This is a genomic window from Streptococcus sp. 20925_1_77 (genome assembly GCF_041432125.1).
In the GTDB taxonomy this organism is placed as follows: domain Bacteria; phylum Bacillota; class Bacilli; order Lactobacillales; family Streptococcaceae; genus Streptococcus.
In genome coordinates this window covers 1-16,016 of sequence record NZ_JAPVZB010000015.1, presented here as the reverse complement: position 1 = coordinate 16,016, position 16,016 = coordinate 1, and the positions used below count along the sequence as shown (strand labels likewise).

Genomic DNA, 16,016 nt, shown 5'->3' with positions numbered 1-16,016 from the left:
CTTTTTGCACAAAATTATACACAGTGTCTAAAAATGAGATTTTCTACTTGTGAAAATTTCTAGAAACTGTATAATCTATTATATCAGAAATTTAGACAATGTGTATAAAAAGGAGACAAAAAAATATGATGAAAGAATGGAAGGCTATTCTTAAAAAGCCAACATTTATTATTGTCATGATTGGAGTTGCGTTGATTCCAGCTCTTTATAATATTATTTTTCTATCTTCCATGTGGGATCCATATGGTCAGGTTTCGGATCTTCCTGTAGCGGTTGTCAACAAGGATCAATCTGCTACATATAATGGACAAAAAATGGAAATCGGGAAAGACATGGTGTCCAATTTAAAGGATAACGATTCGCTTGATTTTCATTTTGTAGATGAGAAAGCTGCGAAAGATGGTCTAAAAAATGGCGATTATTATATGATTGTAACGCTACCTGAGGATCTTTCAAAAAAAGCTAGCTCCATCTTAACCAATCATCCGGAACAGATGACTATTGATTACCAAACGTCCAGTGGTCATAGTTTCATTGCAGGAAAAATGAGTGACTCTGCGATGACAAAAATGCAGCAGTCGGTGGCTGAAAAAGTGACCAATACTTATACAACTGCTTTATTTTCCAAAATGGGATCGCTTAAAACTGGTATGGGGACAGCGGCAGATGGAAGTGCTAAATTAGCAGATGGCGCAAGTAAATTGGAAGATGGTGGTCAAACGTTGACCACTAATTTGAATACATTGGCTCGTTCAAGCTTGGCATTTTCAGATGGTGCAACCACTCTCCGAACTGGTCTAGCAGCCTATACAGATGGTGTTGGGCAATTGGGAAATGGTCTCAATCAAATGGCCGGTCAACTTCCAAACTTGGTATCTGGAGTCAATCAATTAAATAATGGGTTTGGCACTTTTAATACAGGATTGATGGCTTACGCTACCGGAGTGGATCAATTAGGAAATGGTCTCAATCAAATGGCGAGTCAAACCCCTCAGTTGGCCTCAGGAGTTGGTCGATTAACCAGCGGTATGGGGACACTCAATGACGGTCTTGGGAATTATACTAATGGCGTGCGTCAATTGAATTCGGGTCTATCTAACTTTTCAAATGGTTTAGTGACCTATACAAATGGAGTCGCTACATTATCAGAGGGAGCGGGTCAATTAAGTAGTCAATCTACTACTCTTCGAAATGGAGTTTCTCAATTAGAATCAGGTATTCAAACATTATCAAGCCAGCTACAAGCTTCTACAAGCCAATCAGCTCAGATTGATCAATTGGCAGCTGGTTTGAACCAATTAAATGCAGCGATTCAAAATGCTTCGGTAGATACCAGTCAACTTTCATCTGGCTTGACGAGTATTGCGAATTCAGCCCAAGCGATCCTTGCTTCAGCCCAAGCGGATCGTGCAAATGCCCTTGCAAGTGTGCAAGGGACAGCAGCTTATCAAGCAATGACAGCTGATCAACAAGCGGAAATCAGTGCGGCGATCTCATCTAGCCCAAGCTCTAGTGAAACGGCGGCTCAAGGGATCTTGACAACGATCCAAACGATCCAAAGTAGTTTGAATACAGGAAATAGCTTGACACAGTTGCAAACTGCAGCCAATCAAGTTTTACCGACAGCTTCTTCAACCTTGACAGACTTGTCAAGTGGCTTGTCTAAAATCCAATCCGCAGTTAGTGGACAATTGTTACCAGCTAGTCAAACCATCAGTCAAGGAATCGGCGCTTATACAGCTGGTGTTGATAAAATCGCTAGTGGGGCAAGCCAACTTCAGACCAATAGTAGCACTTTAACGGATGGTGCTAGTCAGTTAGCAGCAGGTGTTGGCCAACTAGATAGTAAATCATCGGAATTGCTTGCAGGAAGTAATCAATTAACTTCTGGACTAGGTGAGTTAAATGGTAAGATGCCTGCTTTGACATCAGGTATGAATCAACTGGCTTCAGGAGCAACACAATTGACAAGTAAATCTGGTGAATTGATTGCTGGTGCTGGAAAATTAGCAGATGGAGTAGGGCAATTGAACAGCAAAACTCCAGAGTTGGCAGGTGGTGTCAACAAACTTGTCACAGGTGTTAACCAGTTGACAGAGAAATCAGGTCAATTGGTGACGGGGGCTGATAAACTAGCTGACGGAGCAAATCAAATCTCAGAAGGATCCAGCAAATTAGCAACGGGTGGCCAAACATTGACAAACGGTTTAGGTGAATTAGCAACAGGAAGCCAAACCTTGAGTCAAGGATTAAACGATGCTAAGGGACAATTGAATGCTGCTACAACTGAAAAAGAAAACGCAAAAACATTAGCCAATCCTGTTACGACTTCTAAAACAGATCAAGATAATGTCCCTGTAAACGGGGTCGGAATGGCTCCTTATATGATCTCTGTAGCACTCTTTGTTTGTGCCTTGTCAACCAATATGATCTTTGCAAAATTGCCATCCGGTCGTCATCCTGAAAGTCGTTGGGCATGGTTTAAATCTCGCTTTGAGGTCAATGGAACCATTGCGGTGGTTGCAGGAATCTTGGTCTATGGTGCTGTTCACTTGATTGGTTTATCTGCCAATCATGAGATGGCTACCCTCTTCCTTTGTGTGATCGGTAGTCTAGCCTTCATGTCTATCGTGACCGCTTTAACAACATGGCAAAGAAAGGTCGGTGCTTTCCTCTCGTTGATCCTCTTGCTCTTGCAATTGGCTTCTAGTGCAGGAACTTATCCTCTTGCTTTGACAAATGGATTTTTCCAAGCCATTCATCCATTCTTGCCAATGAGCTATACCGTCTCTGGTCTTCGTCAAACGATTTCGATGACAGGAGAAATTGGAAATCAAGTGGTCTTTCTTTTGATGACCATTGCTCTATTTGCGGGACTAGGGATGTGGTTTTACAATCCAAAAAAATATGAAGAGGACTAATCGTCAAGAACTCTCAACTCATTTGGAGTTGAGAGTTCTTTGTTTCATGTGAAACAAAAATTCTCGCTTGTTTAAGCGAGAATATTCATTATTTAAAGAAGACAACATCAGGATTTGGCGTAATAAAGAGGAGTTGGTCGTTTTCAAAGACCAGTTGGATGGTGTTGTTTTTATAGGTGTAAATGGTGTAATCTACTCCGAATTTAGAAGCTTGTTTCAGATCAACAGCTCCCAATAAAAAGGCATGAGCTTGTTCTTCTGTAATTTTCCCCTTACGGTAGAGATTTTTAATATTTTCTAGTTCAATATTTTGAAAAGATTCGCTAATATAAGCAGGGTCTGTTATTTGTTTCTCTGGATTTCCAAGGATTTTTTGGACAAGAGCAGTGGTATACCCTTCATAATCCGGCGTTTGTACAAAAATATTGTCGTCATTTCTAGAGTAGGCTACTTTTAAGTTCCCTGTTGCATAAATTTTATCCTTGGGTGCTTCTTGGGCATTTCTAGGGAGCCCTTCGGTTGTGATGATGTCAGAAGTGGTCTCCGTAGTAGTTGAGGGAGAGCTAGAGGAATTACCTGTGCTAGTTGAGCTAGTTGAACGACTCGAGCTACTTTTTTTAGTGGTTTTCTTTTTTGAGCTGGTAGTAGTAGGCTCTTGTTTAAAATTGATCTTAAGGTCCGGCACACAGGCTGATAGAAAAAGAAGAGACAGCAAGAGTGTGAAGAAAAGAGGTAGTGTCTGTTTTTTCATCATATTCCTTTCAACAAGTTGATTGATTTTCTATTCTATCATAAAAAGAGTAACAAAAAAAGGTCAGGAAGAAATCCTGCCTTTATTTGTTGTTATGGATGTCCGCCTCCAGGTCCACCACCTTGAGGTCCGCCACCGCCGGGAGCACCACCGCCTCCAGGCATGGAATTGACAATTTCTGTTTGTTTTTCACCATTGATATAGATATCTCCACCGGTGTAGGTAGCGGTACCATCAAAGTCGAATCCAGATTGACCTGTTAATTTAATGGTTCCTCCGGTAACGGTGATATTTCCATTCGAATCAATTGGATCGGTATCGCCTTGGCCAACTTCAACGTTGAGGGTTCCACCATTCATAGTGAAGAAAATTTCATCTTGGTTGGCATTGGCATTGGCTGCATTGACACCATCATCGGTTGCATAGATGGTGATATCTCCACCGTTAATGGTGATCGATTTTCCTTCGAGACCTTCGACAGACTCGGTTACCTTATAGGTTCCGCTATCGATGATCAGATCACCAGAAGCATGGATGCCATCGTCTCCTGCTGTGATGGTCATTTTGTTATCTGAAAGGTACATGGTTCCGACCGAAGTATCTTCATCATTATCCACCTTGACTGCATCTTCATCTGCATCGATGGTCATGGTCGTGCCAGTGATATTGAGTTCGTCATTGACATTGAAGGCATCTCCTACAGCCGTGATCTTATAGGTTCCACCTGTGATGTGGAGGGTATCATTTGCCTTGATCCCATTGTTCTTCTTGGCATCAATGTTGAGTGTACCTGAACCATTGATGGTAAGGTCTCCTTTAGAGAAGATGACTGCATCAGCATCTTCATCATTGTTTGAACTTGAATCAGACAAGGTATTGGTCGTGCCATCTGCTAAAGTGAGGTAGACATGTCCTGCTTTTGTAGCAGAGATTGGTGCGTTGGTGTTGGTCATGGTAATGCCTTTCAAGACGATGTGAACATCATCTGAGTCACCTGCTTCGACCTTGATTTGAACCCCATCGGATTCACAAGAGATGACATAGGTTCCAGCCTTTGAGATGGTCACAGTTGATCCAGATACAGCTACGCCGTCACCTGATACACTTGCAGAAGATCCAGACAGTTTTACAGTAGAGGCTTTGCTTTCATCATAAGAGGTGTCCTTGTCCTTATCTGTAAAATAGTTGGAATTGTTTGTTTTATTTTTTGAAGTAGAAGTAGCGGTTGTTTGTGCAGTATTGCTTTTTGTAGCTGATTGAGATGATGCTTGGCTACACGCTGTTAGTAGGGTGAGGGTTGCGGCCCCCGTTAATAAAAATTTCCATTTGTTTGATTTCATGAGCTTTTCCTCTCGTTCAATTGATATGCTCCTAGTCTAAAGTTGCTAGCTGAAAGTTTCCTAAAGTTTTTCTGAAAGGAATCTTAACTTTAGTTTTCTTTAAGTTTGGCTTAATGACCAGTTAAGAAAGTCCCATTAAACTAGAAAACACGTAAGTCGTATCCATACTTACTGAAGATTAGAAGCAATATCCCCCCTTAAAGGAGTAGAAACATGAAAAAAACAATTGAGACAAGTTTTAAACGAATCGAAACAAAATATATCGTCGCAAAAGATGACGTAAAAGACTTGATCAAAGACTTAAAAGAATACGTCGTAGAAGATGATTACCCAACTTCAACTATTTCAAACATTTATTTTGATACGGAAAATTTTGAGGTCATTCAAGATGCTCTTGCGAAACAACACCGCCGTGAAAAAATTCGGATGCGGACTTATATAGAAACACCTCAAGCAGACAGTCCGGTATTTCTAGAGGTGAAGTCAAAAGATGAAGAAGGAATTGGCCATAAATTCCGTCTAGTCGCTACTTCACAAGCCATTATTAACTTGATGACAGATGGGACAGTAGATCAGCAGATACAAGATCCAGACTTAGTGCAAGAGATTCAGAGATTGTGTAAACGCTATGGTCATCGATTGGAACCACGGATGTTCATTTACTATGATCGCTTGTCTCTCAAAGAAAAGAAATCCATTCAGGGCTATCCTTATCAGAAAATTCGCGTGACAATCGATCAAAACTTAGTCTTTCGTGATCAAGCTGTTAGTCTTTTTCATGGGAAGAAAGGAGAACCTTTGTTAGAGGATGACTTCGTGATCATGGAAATTAAGGCTCCCGGACAAGAACCTCAATGGTTAAAGGATATTATAGAGAAGTATGGTTTGGTCAAGCAGAAATTTTCAAAATATAGCTGTGCTTATCATAAATCACAAGGATTGGATTATGCCCCAAGACCAGTGGAAGAAACGGTAGGTGCTGCCTATGTCTAATCTATTTGATTCTATTTTTAATAATGCCACAGCAACGGTGGATCCCTTGCGCTTACTGCTGGCCCTTTTGATCAGCCTCTTTCTAGGAATGGCCCTATCTTGGACCTATAAATACCGGACACTGTACACTCGAGAGTTTGTCATTAGTTTGACCTTGCTTCCTTGTATGATGACCTTAGTGATCTTTTTGGTCAATGGAAGTTTGGGAACCTCGATTGCAGTGGCAGGGACCTTTAGTTTGATTCGTTTCCGGTCAGCTACGAGTGGTTCGAGAGAGTTGATTGCGATTTTTCTAGCCATGATTATAGGACTAGCAGCAGGATCGGGCTATCTTTTATTGGCCATTTTATCAACCCTCTCTTTACTAGGGGTTTGGCTTGTATTGGAGAACAAACAGAGTAAGGCAGATCATCAACGGCGCCGTGATTTGACCATTACAGTCTCAAAACAAGATGCTGTTGCAGAACAAATCAGTCAGTTGTTAGACCAAAGTTGTTCAGAAGTTGACTTTATTTCTGTAACAACGGCCCAAGCTGGAGAACAACTGACCTTGAACTATGAGGTGAATATGAAATCGAACATCGATGATTTTGCCCTTGCTAATCTATTGATTAACAAGATTGAAAATTGTGATGTTGCTCTGACAAAGAAAGCCAAGAAAAGAAAGAATTTATAACTACTATCCTACTTTAGGATAGTTTTTTAGGATTTTAAGAACTTTTTAAGAAAAAGTGGTATACTGTTTCTAAAAAATTGAAGGAATCCTTTATGAAAAAGACTGCTATTTTTGAAGATGTCATCTCGATTATGAGCCATGATTCATCTACCATCAAGGATCGAAAAGGATGCGACCCCGATCGCTTTCGAGAAAAAATGACAGATGATATGACGGATGATGCCTTTCTCTATCAAGTTAAGGCTTACCTAGCTAGTTTTGGTGTGATCGGGCATGTTTCCTTTCGAGATAAAAAGGCCAGTCAAAAAGGTTTTCTTTTGAGAATAAATGGACAGAAACTGTATGTTGAGGAAGCTAATGAAGATACGGGTCTTCAAGTAGGAGATCAGATCCTAACTTTGGATGGAAGTGACTTGGAGCAGATAGTTTCTCTTCATAAAGACTATTTTATCAGTAAGACCCCTGAAAGACACTACCGAGAATGGGCAGATTTGGTCTCTCAGTCAAGAAGGGTCACTCTTCTCCGGAAAGGGGTAGAAAAGACCATTGAAGTAGTCCCTAGTCGAGAACCGATCCAAGATCAGATTTTTTGGAAAAGATTAGACGATGAGATTCTTTATCTTCGTCTGGATAACTTTATGGATGAAGGAGCCATTAGTCGGGTATATCAAGAGTGCTTACCGATGATGACGGAAGTCAAGTTTCTTATCATTGATGTCCGACAGAACGGCGGAGGGACAGATTCTTTATATATCCCTCTATTACATCTAGGTTTAGAGAAGGATCAGGGCTATGATTCGCTTGACTGGGACGATGATGGCATGGAAATTCTCTACACGGAACGCAATGTTGACCTGCGCTTGAAAGACTTTGAGGACTGGATGCAACAGGAAGAAATTAGTCCTGAAACCATTAAACTGCTGGAAGAGATGAAAGAGGAGTTACTCCGCCATCGGGGAAAAGGCTATGTACCGTATCAGCAAGAAAGCGAGGAATTCTTCCCAGAGGTTAGAGGAGGCCACTATCCCGAGCGGATCTTTGTCTTATCAGACATCTACTGCGCTTCTTCTGGAGATAATTTTGTCCAGATGATGAAGCAATTTAAGAAGGTAACGGTGGTAGGTAGACCAACTCTCGGAATTTTAGACTATTCCAATTGTTGTACCGTTGATTATGGTGATTATCGATTGATGTTTCCTACCTCTCGCTGTCTAAGCCTGGATCAAGGAAAAGGAATGACGGATCAAGGTGTTGAACCCGATATAGAGGTTCCCTGGAGTCCCGATCATTTTGAAAGAGATGTAGATCTAGACAAGTGTCTGGAGTTGATTCATCGGGGAAATGTAAAATAAAACAGGATTTCAATCAGAAAAACTGATTAAAGAAAAATTCTTTGGTTAGAAGGGATAAATGTCTGAAATGATAACGTTTTCCAGAGGGTTCTCACTATGTTTAAAATTGCTTACTTGGTATAAAAAATGGTAAAATAGAGAGTAATAATCAAAATGAAGAGTGAAACTTATGAAACATCAAACACTTTATAAATTTATCGGGCAGACGGTCTTGTATTTTGCCATTTTCCTAGCCCTACTTTATTTCTTTAGTTACCTTGGTCAAGGTCAGGGTGGCTTTATCTACAACGAATTTTAGAAAAGGAGACTCCTAGCCGTGTCAAACCAACCTATTCACGATATGATCGAGACAATTGAACGTTATGCGCAACTACAACCAGACTATCCGGTCTACAATGTCCTTGGTGAGGAGCATACCTATGGGCAATTGAAGGCTGATTCAGATAGCTTGGCTGCCCATATTGACCAAATGGGACTTCCTGAAAAGTCACCTGTTGTTGTCTTTGGTGGACAAGAATATGAAATGTTAGCAACCTTTGTGGCTTTGACCAAATCTGGCCATGCTTATATCCCAATTGATAGCCACTCTGCCTTGGAGCGCGTGTCTGCCATTGTTGAAGTAGCAGAGCCAAGCCTGATTATTGCCATCAATGAATTTCCATTGGAAAACCCAGTTGCTCCGATCATGTCCTTGGAGCAAGTGCGTGAAGCTTATGCGGCTCAGCATGCCTATGATTTGCAACATCCGGTCAAAGGGGATGATAACTACTACATCATCTTTACTTCAGGGACAACTGGGAAACCAAAAGGGGTGCAAATTTCGCATGATAACTTGCTCAGCTTCACCAACTGGATGATTACAGACAAGGAATTTGCGACGCCAGAGCGTCCGCAGATGTTAGCGCAACCGCCCTACTCCTTTGATTTGTCTGTCATGTACTGGGCACCGACCTTAGCTCTTGGAGGAACGCTTTTTGCCCTTCCATCAGCCATTACTCAAGACTTCAAACAACTCTTTGCGACGATCTTTTCTCTTCCGATTGCGATCTGGACTTCGACACCATCTTTCGCAGATATGGCCATGTTGTCTGAGGATTTCAATGCTGAAAAGATGCCAGGGATCACCCATTTCTACTTTGATGGGGAAGAGTTGACCGTGAAAACCGCTCAGAAACTGCGCGAGCGTTTTCCAAATGCGCGCATCATCAATGCTTATGGCCCAACGGAAGCAACTGTAGCTCTTTCAGCTGTAGCCGTAACAGATGAGATGTTAGCTACCTTGAAACGTCTGCCAATCGGTTATACCAAAGAAGATTCTCCAACCTTCATCATTGATGAGGCAGGAAATAAATTGCCAAATGGTGAGCAAGGGGAAATTATCGTATCTGGTCCAGCCGTTTCAAAAGGTTATATGAATAATCCAGAGAAAACAGCAGAAGCCTTCTTCGAATTTGAAGGACTTCCAGCCTACCATACGGGAGATGTCGGAACCATGACAGATGAAGGCCTTCTTCTCTATGGTGGACGGATGGACTTCCAAATCAAGTTTAACGGCTACCGTATCGAGCTAGAGGATGTCTCTCAAAATTTGAATAAATCAAAATATATTGATTCAGCAGTTGCGGTACCGCGCTATAATAAAGATCACAAGGTTCAAAATCTCTTGGCCTATGTCATCTTAAAAGATGGGGTCAAGGAACAATTTGAGCGCGAGATTGATATCACGAAAGCCATTAAGGAAGATTTAGAAAACATTATGATGTCTTATATGATGCCTTCAAAATTCCTCTATCGTGACAGCCTGCCATTAACACCAAACGGGAAAATCGACATCAAAGGGTTGATTAGCGAGGTTAACAACCGATGATCGAGTTTTTGAAACAGCTCCCTCATTTAGAACACTATGGAACACCGATCTATTTTATCTACCTCATTCTAGCTTTTTTGCCGATCTTTGTGGGTCTCTTTTTCAAAAAGCGGTTTCCGGTATATGAAGGACTTGTGAGTCTGATCTTTATCATTTTGATGCTGACAGGTTCGAATCTCAAGCAAATTTATGCCTTACTCTTTTACGTAGTCTGGCAAATCTTGATTGTGTATTCCTACAAATTTTATCGTCAGAAAGCGGACAATAAGTGGATTTTCTATCTTCATTCCTTCTTGTCTGTCTTGCCCTTGATCTTTGTTAAGGTAGAGCCAGCGATCAAGAATGGACACCAATCCTTGTTTGGATTTTTAGGGATTTCTTATTTGACCTTCCGAGCTGTCGGAATGATCATCGAAATGCGAGATGGTGTCTTGAAAGAATTCACGCTCTGGGAATTCTTACGTTTTATGCTCTTTATGCCGACCTTCTCAAGTGGGCCGATTGATCGTTTCAAGCGTTTTAATGAGGATTATAAAGCCATTCCTGAGCGCGAAGAATTATTGGATATGTTGGAGCAAGCTGTTAAGTACATTATGTATGGCTTCCTTTATAAATTTATCCTAGCTCATATTTTTGGCCACTTATTGTTAGGTCATGTGCAGACCTATGCCTTGTCTCAAGGTGGATTCTTCAACATCGGAACACTGGGAGTCATGTATGTTTATGGCTTTGACCTCTTCTTTGACTTCGCAGGGTATTCGATGTTTGCTTTAGCGGCCTCCAATTTGATGGGGATTAAAAGTCCCATCAACTTTGACCGTCCTTTTAAATCACGTGATTTAAAGGAATTCTGGAACCGCTGGCATATGAGTTTATCTTTCTGGTTCCGTGATTTTGTCTTTATGCGTCTCGTGATGGTATTGATGCGCAATAAAGTGTTCAAGAGCCGGATTACCACCTCAAATGTTGCCTACATTATTAATATGTTGGTCATGGGCTTCTGGCATGGAGTGACCTGGTACTATATCGCTTATGGGCTCTTCCATGGGCTTGGAATGGTTATCAATGATGCTTGGATTCGCAAGAAAAAGACCATCAATAAAGAAAGAAAAGCAAAAGGATTGGATCCGATACCGGACAATCGTTGGACCAAGGCTTTGGGGATCTTTATCACCTTTAATACAGTGATGCTGTCCTTCCTGATCTTCTCAGGATTCTTGGATCAGCAATGGTTCCCAAAAGTGAAATAAAAGGAGAATAAAAAATGGATGTTAAATCACAAGTAATTGAAATTATTGACGAATTGTTTATGGAAGATGTCTCAGACATGATGGATGAGGATCTCTTTGATGCGGGTGTTCTTGATAGTATGGGAACAGTTGAATTGATCGTGGAATTGGAAAACCGCTTTGGCATCCGTGTTCCTGTATCTGAATTTGGACGCGATGATTGGAACACTGCTAACAAGATCGTAGAAGGTGTAACGGAGCTTCAGAATGCTTAAGCGTTTGTGGCTGATTTTAGGGCCCGTATTTTGCGCGCTCCTCATGGTAGCAGCTTTATTATTCTTTTATCCAATCAATCATAAGCACAACTATACCGAAGAGAAAAAAGCTGCGGTTAGTCTGAATGCAGAAGGCTTCAAGAGTCGTACAAAGAAGCAAGAAGCACTTTCGGATCCAAACCATCGCTTTGTTCCTTATTTCGGATCAAGTGAGTGGTTGCGTTTTGATGTGGTGCATCCAGCAGTTTTGGCTGAAAAATATGACCGTAATTACAGACCCTACTTTTTAGGAGAACGTGGTGCGGCTTCTTTGAACCAGTATTTTGGAATGCAACAGATTTTGCCAGAACTCAAGGACAATACAGCTGTTTATGTGGTTTCTCCGCAATGGTTTACCAAGAAGGGCTATGATTCCTCTGCCTTTCAACAATTCTTTAATAGCGATCAGTTGAATAGCTTTATTGCCAATCACCAACAGGATGCTGCATCCCAGTATGCCGCGAAGCGTCTGTTACAACAGTATCCAAATGTCGCCTTTCAAAGTGTTGTGAGCAAAATTTCTCAAGGAGAGAAAATTTCAGGATTTGATCAGTCTTTAAACCAGTTTGTTTCCCATCTGGTTCAGCGCGAAGATGCCTTGTTTAGTAATCTTGCAACTCGTACAAACGGGAATTACGATAAGAAGGTCAAAAAACGTCTACAAGATTTGCCAGACCAATTCTCATATGAGAAATTGGAGGAAATTGCAACGGCTGAAGCAAAAGTCAAAACCAATAATAACGACCTTGGAATCAGCAATCATTTTTACAATACTCGTTTAAAAATGAAGTTGAAGAAACTAAAAGGTTTCCAAAAAAACGAATCCTATGTTCAATCTCCAGAGTACAATGACTTGCAGTTGGTTCTAGACCAGTTTGCTAAATCTCGGACCAATGTCATCTTTGTGATTCCTCCAGTCAATGCCAAATGGATGAAATACACAGGCTTGAGCCAAGAAAAGTATGAACAGGCTGTTCAAAAGATTCGTTACCAATTAGAAAGTCAAGGTTTCACTAATATTGCAGACTTTTCTAAAGATGGTGATCAGCCCTACTTTATGGAAGACACGATTCATATGGGATGGAATGGTTGGCTAGCCTTTGATAAAGCGGTAAATCCCTTTGTCACAAAGGCTGAAAAAGCACCAACTTACCATCTAAATGATCGCTTCTTCAGTAAAGATTGGGCCCAATATAAAGGAGCACCAGACGAATTTAAATAATGCTTGATCAAAGGGGGCAGGATCGAATCCTGGCTCCTTGATTTGTGAGGAAAGGGACGGAAAGTCACAAGTAAGCAAGATAGTTATCCACAGGCTGTGGGAAACTTACTTGTAAATGGATGAAAACAGGTCCTGATGCTGATGAACCTTCCTCTTTTAAGGGGAAAATAGGTAAAAGTTATCCACATTTTTGTGGATAAGTGATGAAAAACGGTGGATAAGTCAGCTAGCATGTGAAAAGGAGAAGTAGTGTGAAAAAAATTTGGTTTTACGCAATTGTTCAGGGGATTGTGATCTTTTTTATTGTGGGTGGCATGACCTACGCACTTAGGGGAGATTTCTTTTTCCGTTACTTATCCCCTATTTTTGGACTAGCAGCAGCTGTCTTGAGATTTGGGACAGCGACTTTAATGAAGGTGATAGCCCCCACTCTCTACGATGATCCCAAAAAGAAGGAAGAAGTTGGCCACGATAACTAAAGAAGTTGGTAACTGAAAAAGTTGAGCTAAAGGCCACTTTCTGCTGGTCTTTATGGTAAAATAGAAGGAAGAATATTAGTTTGGAGATTAATTAGAAATGAAACGTTCAATGTATGCTGGACGTGTTCGTGAAGAACACATTGGAACTCATATTACCTTGAAAGGATGGGTTAGCCGTCGTCGTGACTTGGGTGGTTTGATCTTTATTGATTTACGCGACCGCGAAGGAATCATGCAATTGGTGATCAATCCAGAAACAGTTAGTGCAGAAGTGATGGCCACAGCTGAAAGCATCCGCAGTGAATATGTTGTAGAAGTGACAGGTCTTGTGGAAGCTCGTGAACAAGCGAATCCGAACTTGCCAACTGGAGCAGTAGAACTTAAGGTAGAGGCTATTACGGTTCTTAATACTGCCAAAACAACGCCATTTGAAATCAAGGACGGAATTGAAGCCAATGATGATACTCGTCTTCGTTACCGCTACTTAGACCTTCGTCGTCCTGAGATGTTGGAAAACCTCAAACTCCGTGCAAAAGTAACTCATTCAATCCGCAATTATTTAGATGAATTAGAGTTTATTGATGTGGAAACACCGTTCCTTTCTAAGTCAACTCCAGAAGGAGCACGTGACTACTTGGTTCCTTCCCGTGTCAACAAAGGCCATTTCTATGCCCTTCCACAAAGTCCTCAGATTACAAAACAATTGTTGATGAATGCTGGATTTGACCGCTATTATCAAATCGTGAAGTGTTTCCGGGATGAGGATTTACGGGGAGACCGTCAACCTGAATTTACACAGGTCGACTTGGAAACCTCTTTCTTGAGTGATCAAGAAATCCAAGATATCACAGAAGGCTTGATTGCACGTGTCATGAAAGAAACCAAGGGAATTGAGGTAACACTCCCATTCCCACGGATGAATTATGATGATGCCATGGCCTTGTATGGTTCAGATAAACCAGATATACGTTTTGAAATGTTGCTTCAAGACTTGACAGAGCTTGTCAAGGGTGTAGACTTCAAAGTCTTTTCAGAAGCTCCAGCAGTTAAGGCGATCGTTGTCAAAGGTGCAGCGGATCATTACTCTCGTAAAGACATCGATAAATTGACAGAAGTTGCGAAGCAATACGGTGCAAAAGGTCTTGCTTGGGTCAAATATGCTGAAGGTGCCTTGAACGGTCCTGTTGCGAAGTTCTTGACAGAATTGACAAGTGATTTGACAGTTGCTTTACAATTAGAAGACAAAGATCTAGTCCTCTTTGTAGCAGATACTCTTGAAGTAGCCAATGCAACACTTGGTGCTTTGCGTGTTCGTCTTGCGAAAGAGCTTGACTTGATTGACAACAATCAATTCAACTTCCTTTGGGTAGTGGATTGGCCAATGTTTGAATGGTCTGAAGAAGAAGGCCGTTATATGTCTGCTCACCATCCATTTACACTTCCACAAGCTGAAACAGAGCATGAATTGGAAGGCGATCTTTCAAAAGTTCGAGCGATTGCCTATGATATCGTCTTAAATGGCTATGAATTAGGTGGAGGAAGCCTACGGATTAATCATAAAGATTTACAAGAACGGATGTTTAAGGCGCTTGGATTTACAAAAGAAGCTGCTAATGAACAATTTGGTTTCTTGTTAGAAGCAATGGATTATGGTTTCCCACCACATGGAGGATTGGCGATTGGATTAGACCGCTTCGTGATGCTTCTTGCAGGGGAAGATAATATTCGGGAAGTCATTGCCTTTCCTAAGAATAACAAGGCGACAGATCCAATGACACAAGCTCCTTCTGTCGTTTCTGAAAAGCAATTGGATGAGTTAAATCTTCAAGTAGAAGTAGCAGAGCAAGAATAGGACAAGAGAGAAAAGGGAAAGTCTAGGAATCAGTTGCTCTAAAATTTTCCTTTTCTTCTAATCGATGGATTGAAAATGAAAAAAACTCGCTTTCATAAGCTATTTCGCTATCATGTGCGACGACTAGCTTATAACATTAAATTATTGCGCGTGCTGAAGAGCATCTCCCGTGAGAAATACGATGAAAAAGTGTCAGCTTCCTTGCTGTATGGTTTTCTATCAGCGATTGCCGTCAACTTCTTCTTTCAACCAGGACATGTATACTCCAGCGGTGCAACAGGTCTAGCTCAGATTTTATCTGTTCTGAGCCAACGCTTTATTGGCTTTACGATTCCCGTTTCCTTGACCTTTTATGCCATCAATATCCCTTTGATGATTGTGGCTTGGTATCAAATTGGCCATAAATTTACCATCTTTACCTTTATTACGGTTTCGATGAGTTCCCTCTTTATTCAGTTCGTGCCAGTGATTACGTTGACCAACGATCCGATCATGAATGCCCTATTTGGTGGGGTTGTCATGGGAACAGGGATTGGTTTTGCTCTTCGGAACAACATTTCCAGTGGGGGAACGGATATTGTCAGTTTGACGATTCGAAAACGGACAGGAAAGAATGTCGGCAGTATCTCCTTTTTGGTCAATGGGACCATTATGTTGATCGCTGGTCTGACCTTTGGTTGGAAGTATGCTCTTTACTCTATGATTACCATCTTCGTATCGAGTCGAGTAACGGATGCTGTCTTTACCAAGCAAAAACGGATGCAGGCCATGATCGTAACGAGCCAGCCGGATGCCATTATTGAAAAGATTCATAAAAAATTGCATCGTGGAGCAACCATTATCCACAATGCAGAAGGAACCTATAACCATCAGGAAAAAGCGGTTCTGTTGACAGTTATTACGCGTGCAGAGTTTAATGAATTCAAATATATTATGAAAAAAGCTGATCCTCAGGCTTTTATCACCATTTCAGAAAACGTTCATATCATCGGACGCTTTGTGGAAACAGAAGAATAAAAA

General features: G+C 41.2%; 14 protein-coding genes. 12 read left to right on the top strand and 2 right to left on the bottom strand.

The features are described 5' to 3' along the window. Nucleotides 1–125 precede the first annotated feature (125 nt). Nucleotides 126–2,921 carry a YhgE/Pip family protein gene (locus O3626_RS08235; RefSeq protein ID WP_371496329.1) on the top strand — a complete coding sequence of 932 codons (2,796 nt, stop codon included), beginning with the start codon at nucleotides 126–128 and terminating at the stop codon, nucleotides 2,919–2,921. Nucleotides 2,922–3,009: 88 nt separating this feature from the next. Here O3626_RS08235 and O3626_RS08230 read toward each other — a convergent pair whose 3' ends face one another. Further along, nucleotides 3,010–3,672, bottom strand: a complete 663-nt coding sequence (locus O3626_RS08230) for a DUF4947 domain-containing protein (protein WP_371496327.1) — start codon at nucleotides 3,670–3,672, stop codon at nucleotides 3,010–3,012. Between the two features lie 92 nt (nucleotides 3,673–3,764). After that, nucleotides 3,765–5,012 carry a carbohydrate-binding domain-containing protein gene (locus tag O3626_RS08225; protein WP_371496325.1) on the bottom strand — a complete coding sequence of 416 codons (1,248 nt, stop codon included), beginning with the start codon at nucleotides 5,010–5,012 and terminating at the stop codon, nucleotides 3,765–3,767. A 213-nt stretch (nucleotides 5,013–5,225) separates the two neighbouring features. Between O3626_RS08225 and O3626_RS08220 the strand changes: the two genes are divergently transcribed. The 11 genes from O3626_RS08220 (at nucleotide 5,226) to O3626_RS08170 (ending at nucleotide 16,013) form a co-directional block, all read left to right on the top strand. Continuing rightward, a complete protein-coding gene (locus O3626_RS08220) occupies nucleotides 5,226–6,005 on the top strand; it encodes a polyphosphate polymerase domain-containing protein (protein ID WP_371496323.1) in 780 nt (259 codons plus the stop codon). Next, nucleotides 5,998–6,681 (top strand): DUF4956 domain-containing protein, encoded by a 684-nt coding sequence (locus tag O3626_RS08215; protein ID WP_371496321.1) that lies wholly within the window; start codon nucleotides 5,998–6,000, stop codon nucleotides 6,679–6,681. Before O3626_RS08220 ends, O3626_RS08215 begins: the two co-directional genes overlap by 8 nt. A 92-nt stretch (nucleotides 6,682–6,773) precedes the next feature. Continuing rightward, complete coding sequence (locus tag O3626_RS08210; RefSeq protein WP_371496319.1) at nucleotides 6,774–8,033, top strand: S41 family peptidase; 1,260 nt, start codon at nucleotides 6,774–6,776, stop codon at nucleotides 8,031–8,033. 169 nt (nucleotides 8,034–8,202) lie between these two features. Beyond that, nucleotides 8,203–8,331, top strand: coding sequence for a teichoic acid D-Ala incorporation-associated protein DltX (locus O3626_RS08205; RefSeq protein WP_251457995.1), 129 nt, complete (start codon nucleotides 8,203–8,205; stop codon nucleotides 8,329–8,331). Between the two features lie 18 nt (nucleotides 8,332–8,349). Further along, the gene (dltA, locus tag O3626_RS08200) at nucleotides 8,350–9,900 is read left to right on the top strand and encodes a D-alanine--poly(phosphoribitol) ligase subunit DltA (RefSeq protein ID WP_371496316.1); all 1,551 of its coding nucleotides are present in this window, start codon (nucleotides 8,350–8,352) and stop codon (nucleotides 9,898–9,900) included. Then, the gene (gene dltB, locus O3626_RS08195) at nucleotides 9,897–11,150 is read left to right on the top strand and encodes a D-alanyl-lipoteichoic acid biosynthesis protein DltB (RefSeq protein ID WP_049471788.1); all 1,254 of its coding nucleotides are present in this window, start codon (nucleotides 9,897–9,899) and stop codon (nucleotides 11,148–11,150) included. Before dltA ends, dltB begins: the two co-directional genes overlap by 4 nt. Nucleotides 11,151–11,164: 14 nt before the next feature. Then, entirely contained in the window at nucleotides 11,165–11,404 is a 240-nt protein-coding gene (gene dltC / locus O3626_RS08190; RefSeq protein ID WP_003002265.1) for a D-alanine--poly(phosphoribitol) ligase subunit DltC, read from the top strand. Beyond that, nucleotides 11,397–12,665 carry a D-alanyl-lipoteichoic acid biosynthesis protein DltD gene (gene dltD / locus O3626_RS08185; RefSeq protein ID WP_371496313.1) on the top strand — a complete coding sequence of 423 codons (1,269 nt, stop codon included), beginning with the start codon at nucleotides 11,397–11,399 and terminating at the stop codon, nucleotides 12,663–12,665. Before dltC ends, dltD begins: the two co-directional genes overlap by 8 nt. 251 nt (nucleotides 12,666–12,916) lie before the next feature. Next, on the top strand, nucleotides 12,917–13,144 hold the full coding sequence (locus tag O3626_RS08180) for a hypothetical protein (protein ID WP_045760041.1): 228 nt from the start codon (nucleotides 12,917–12,919) through the stop codon (nucleotides 13,142–13,144). Between the two features lie 97 nt (nucleotides 13,145–13,241). Then, nucleotides 13,242–14,996 carry an aspartate--tRNA ligase gene (gene aspS / locus O3626_RS08175; protein WP_371496311.1) on the top strand — a complete coding sequence of 585 codons (1,755 nt, stop codon included), beginning with the start codon at nucleotides 13,242–13,244 and terminating at the stop codon, nucleotides 14,994–14,996. Nucleotides 14,997–15,071: 75 nt separating this feature from the next. Further along, complete coding sequence (locus O3626_RS08170; protein WP_021154122.1) at nucleotides 15,072–16,013, top strand: YitT family protein; 942 nt, start codon at nucleotides 15,072–15,074, stop codon at nucleotides 16,011–16,013. The last annotated feature ends 3 nt before the right edge of the window (nucleotides 16,014–16,016 follow it).

What these genes read in the sequence shown, in the direction of transcription:
- dltC (WP_003002265.1), top strand. Translation starts at nt 11,165, where the DNA reads ATGGATGTTAAATCACAAGTAATTGAAATTATTGACGAATTGTTTATG.
- dltB (WP_049471788.1), top strand. Translation starts at nt 9,897, where the DNA reads ATGATCGAGTTTTTGAAACAGCTCCCTCATTTAGAACACTATGGAACA.
- O3626_RS08205 (WP_251457995.1), top strand. Translation starts at nt 8,203, where the DNA reads ATGAAACATCAAACACTTTATAAATTTATCGGGCAGACGGTCTTGTAT.
- dltD (WP_371496313.1), top strand. Translation starts at nt 11,397, where the DNA reads ATGCTTAAGCGTTTGTGGCTGATTTTAGGGCCCGTATTTTGCGCGCTC.
- O3626_RS08210 (WP_371496319.1), top strand. Translation starts at nt 6,774, where the DNA reads ATGAAAAAGACTGCTATTTTTGAAGATGTCATCTCGATTATGAGCCAT.
- O3626_RS08170 (WP_021154122.1), top strand. Translation starts at nt 15,072, where the DNA reads ATGAAAAAAACTCGCTTTCATAAGCTATTTCGCTATCATGTGCGACGA.
- O3626_RS08220 (WP_371496323.1), top strand. Translation starts at nt 5,226, where the DNA reads ATGAAAAAAACAATTGAGACAAGTTTTAAACGAATCGAAACAAAATAT.
- O3626_RS08230 (WP_371496327.1), bottom strand. Translation starts at nt 3,672, where the DNA reads ATGAAAAAACAGACACTACCTCTTTTCTTCACACTCTTGCTGTCTCTT.
- aspS (WP_371496311.1), top strand. Translation starts at nt 13,242, where the DNA reads ATGAAACGTTCAATGTATGCTGGACGTGTTCGTGAAGAACACATTGGA.
- O3626_RS08225 (WP_371496325.1), bottom strand. Translation starts at nt 5,012, where the DNA reads ATGAAATCAAACAAATGGAAATTTTTATTAACGGGGGCCGCAACCCTC.
- O3626_RS08215 (WP_371496321.1), top strand. Translation starts at nt 5,998, where the DNA reads ATGTCTAATCTATTTGATTCTATTTTTAATAATGCCACAGCAACGGTG.
- O3626_RS08235 (WP_371496329.1), top strand. Translation starts at nt 126, where the DNA reads ATGATGAAAGAATGGAAGGCTATTCTTAAAAAGCCAACATTTATTATT.